Below are 3,998 nucleotides of genomic sequence, written 5' to 3'. Positions count from 1 at the left end.
TGGTCGGGGTCGCGTGGCTGGATGCCGGGCCGGAGACCTCGGGCAGGCTGGTGCTCACCGTCCACCATCTGGCGGTCGACGGCGTGTCGTGGCGGATCCTGCTGCCCGATCTGTTCGCGGCCTGGGAGGCGGCCGTGCGGGGAGCCGTCCCCGAGCTGGCTGCGGTCCCGACCTCCTTCCGCACCTGGGCCCACCGCCTCCAGGACGAAGCCCGCGACAGGGACGAGGCCCGTGACGGGGGCGAGGCGCCCTACAGGGACGAGGTCCGCGACAGAGACAAGGCTCGCGACAGGGGCGAGGCCGCCTACAGGGACGAGGCGCCCTACAGGGACGAGGTCCGCGACAGAGACAAGGCTCGTGACAGGGCCGCCGAACTCGGCCGCTGGATCGAGATCCTCGACGGCCCCGATCCACTCGTCGGCAGCCGGCCGCTCGACCCGCGGATCGACACCGTCGCCACGCTACGCAGCCTCCGTCTCACCCTCCCCCCCGAGCAGGCCGGACCCCTGCTGACCACCGTCCCCGCCGCGTTCCACGGCCGGGCCGGCGACGTGCTGCTGACCGGGCTCGCCCTGGCCGTGGCGCACTGGCGCAGGAAGCGCGGCGGCCGGGGCACCTCGGTCCTGCTGGACCTGGAGGGACACGGCCGGGAGGAGATCTTCCCCGGCGTCGACCTGTCCAGGACCGTCGGCTGGTTCACCGCCATGTATCCCGTCCGGCTCGACGCGGGTATCGGCGGCTGGGCCGACGAGCGGGCCGTCACCCAGGCGATCAAGAAGGTCAAGGAGCAGCTCAGAGCGGTGCCCAACCCCCTGGGCTACGGTCTGCTCCGCCATCTCGACCCCGTGACCGGCCCCGAACTGGCCGCGCTTCCCCAGCCGCAGATCGTGTTCAACTACCTCGGCCGGGTCGCCGTCGCGGAAGGGGACTGGAACCTGGTCCCGTCCGGGTTCGGCGGCCACGACCCCGGCATGCCGGTGGCCCACACCCTGGAGATCAACGTGACCACCCACGACCGACGGGACGGCCCCCACCTGGAGGCCGTCTGGTCCTGGCCGGAAGGGGTGCTCACCGGAGCGGAGGTCAGGGATCTGGCCGGGACCTGGTCCGAGGCCCTCGAAGGGCTGGCCGCGCACGGCCGGGGCGGCTACACGCCGAGCGACCTCCTGGTCGACCTGGACCAGGAGGAGATCGACCGCATCCAGGCCGCGTGGGAGAAGCGATGACGCAGGTCCAGGACATCCTCCCGCTCTCGCCGCTGCAGCAGGGCCTGTTCTTCCACGCCCTCCACGACGAGCACGACGTCTACACCGCCCAGGTCACCCTCGACCTCGACGGTCCGCTGGACGTCCCCGCCCTGAGGAGCGCCGCCGCCAGGCTGCTCGAACGCCATCCCAACCTGCGCGCCGCCTTCTGGCACGAGGAGCTCAGCCGGCCGGTCCAGGTCATCCCGCACCACGTGGAGCCGTCGTGGCGCGAGGTCGCCTCGGCCGATCCGGCCGCCGTGGCCGCCGAGGAGAGGGCCCGCCCGTTCGACCTGGCCACGCCGCCCCTGATGCGTTTCGTCCTGGTACGGCTCGACGCGGATAGGCACCGGCTGATCCTCACCAACCATCACATCCTGCTCGACGGCTGGTCCACCCCGCTCCTCGTCGCCGAGCTGTTCGCCCTCTATCTGGGGGTGGACGCCCCGGCGGCTCCGCCGTACAAGGGGTATCTGGCCTGGCTGGCCCGCCAGGACCGGGCCGCCGCCCGGCAGGCCTGGGACCGTGCCCTCGACGGGGTCGAGGAGCCGACGCTGATCGCGCCCGGCACGGTCACGCACGTCCCGCCGGACAAGGTGAGCATCGAGCTGGACGCCGGCCTGTCCACCGCGCTGGCCAGGCTGGCCCGTCGCCGGGGGATCACCGTCAACACCGTGCTGCAGGGGCTGTGGGGAGTGCTGCTGTCCCGGCTGACCGGGCGCGACGACGTCGTCTTCGGCACGATCGTGTCGGGACGGCCGCCCGAGCTGCCCGGCGTCGAGCGCATGGTCGGCCTGTTCATCAACACGGTTCCGGTGCGCGTACGGCTCCGCCCGGAGGAGCCGGTCGGGGAACTGCTGGAACGCCTCCAGGACGAGCAGGCCGAGCTGCTGCCCCACCATCACCTGGGGCTGACCGAGATCCACCGCGGCGTCCTGTTCGACACCGTCACCGTGCTGGAGAACTACCCATTCGACCCCTCCGCCGCGGACACCGCCCTCGGCGACGTCCGGCTGACCGGGTTCGGCTCCGTGGACGCCCACCACTACCCTCTCGCCCTCGCGGCCATCCCCGGCGACCGTCTCACCCTGCGCCTGGACCACCGTCCGGACCTGTTCACCGGAGCCCAGGCCCGGCGGCTGCTGGAGCGCGTGCGGCTGCTGCTCACCACGCTGGTCACCGCCCCGGAGACGCCGGTCGGCCGGATCGGCGTCCTGGACGCCGCCGAGCACCGTCAGATCGTCGAGGAGTGGAACGACACCGGCGAGCCGGTGCCCTGCCGTACGCTGCCCGAGATCTTCGAGAGCGGGGCCGCGCGGGACCCGGACGCCGTCGCCCTCGTGGACGGTGAGACGGTCCTGACCTACGGCGGGCTCAACCGCCGGGCGAACCGGCTCGCCCGGCTGCTGGCCGAGCGCGGCGTCGGCCCGGAGCACGTGGTCGCGCTGGTGCTGCCCCGCTCCGCCGACCTGATCGTCGCGGCGCTGGCCGTGGTCAAGGCGGGCGGAGCCTACCTACCGGTGGATCCGGCCTATCCGGCCGAACGGGTCGCGTACATGCTCGCCGACGCCGCCCCCTCCCAGGTGATCGACGAGGCGTTCCTGGCCGGCGCGGACGTGTCCGGGCGTCCGTCGGAGAACCTGGACGTACGGCCGTCGCCACGGCACCCCGCCTACGTGATCTACACCTCGGGCTCGACCGGACGGCCCAAGGGGGTCGTCGTGACCCACGAGGGCATCGCCGCGTTCGCGGCTGCGCAGACCGAGCGGCTCAGGGTCGGCCCGGACAGCCGGGTGCTCCAGTTTGCCTCTCCCAGCTTCGACGCCTCGGTCATGGAGATGCTCATGGCCTTCGCCGCGGGGGCGGCGCTCGTCATCTCCCCTCCAGGCGTGTACGGCGGGCCGGCGCTGGCGGAGGTGCTGGAGGCCGGACGGATAACCCACACCCTGATCCCTCCCGCGGCCCTGGCGAGCGTGCCGGAGGCGCCGCTGCCGGATCTGCGAACCCTGGTGGTCGGCGGAGACGCCTGCGGAGCCGAGCTCGTCGCCCGCTGGGCTCCCGGTCGCCTGATGATCAACGCGTACGGCCCCACCGAGGCCACGATCGCCGCGACGATGAGCGGGCCCCTGGCTCCGGGCGAGACCCCGCCGATCGGGTCGCCGCTGTCGGGCGCTCGCGTCTACGTGCTGGATCCGTGGTTGCGGCCGGTTCCGGTAGGGGTGGCCGGGGAGCTGTACCTGGCCGGTCCCGGACTCGCCCGGGGATATCTGGGGCGTGGTGGGCTGACGGCGGAGCGGTTCGTGGCGTGCCCGTTCGGGGGGCCGGGGGAGCGGATGTACCGGACGGGCGACGTGGCCCGCTGGCGTGCCGACGGCCGGCTCGACTATCTGGGACGGGCTGATCTTCAGGTGAAGGTGCGGGGGTTCCGGATCGAGTTGGGTGAGGTCGAGGCGGTGCTGGCCCGTCATCGGTCGGTGTCCGGGGTGGCGGTGGTGGTGCGKGAGGACCGGCCGGGGGATCGGCGGCTGGTCGCCTACGTGGTTCCCGCTCCGGCGGGASAGGACACCTCTGGTGCTGGTGCTGGTGCTGGTGCTGGTGCTGGTGCTGGTGCTGGGCGGGACGGTGACGGCTCAGGTCGGGTTCCCCTTCCGATGGGTCCGGCTGAGGGGGACATGGTCCCTGCTCCCGTGGGGCGGGCAGGGGAAGCGGCACCCGTTCCGGTGGGTCCGGTTGAGGGGGACATGGTCCCTGCTC

General features: G+C 72.9%; 2 protein-coding genes. Both read left to right on the top strand.

Annotated features, from left to right (window positions below; translation table 11 throughout):
• Positions 1-1,226, top strand: a 1,226-nt coding sequence (locus CA984_RS42910) for a condensation domain-containing protein (protein WP_242676488.1), incomplete at its 5' end; no start/stop codon positions are given.
• The coding region (locus tag CA984_RS42905) for a non-ribosomal peptide synthetase (protein WP_133061965.1) at positions 1,223-3,998 on the top strand (2,776 nt) is incomplete at its 3' end. The genes CA984_RS42910 and CA984_RS42905, both read left to right, overlap by 4 nt.

Source organism: Streptosporangium minutum (assembly GCF_002149035.1).
GTDB lineage: Bacteria > Actinomycetota > Actinomycetes > Streptosporangiales > Streptosporangiaceae > Streptosporangium > Streptosporangium minutum.
Note: the sequence above shows the minus strand (reverse complement) of the source record. Positions and strands in the feature narration are given on the sequence as shown.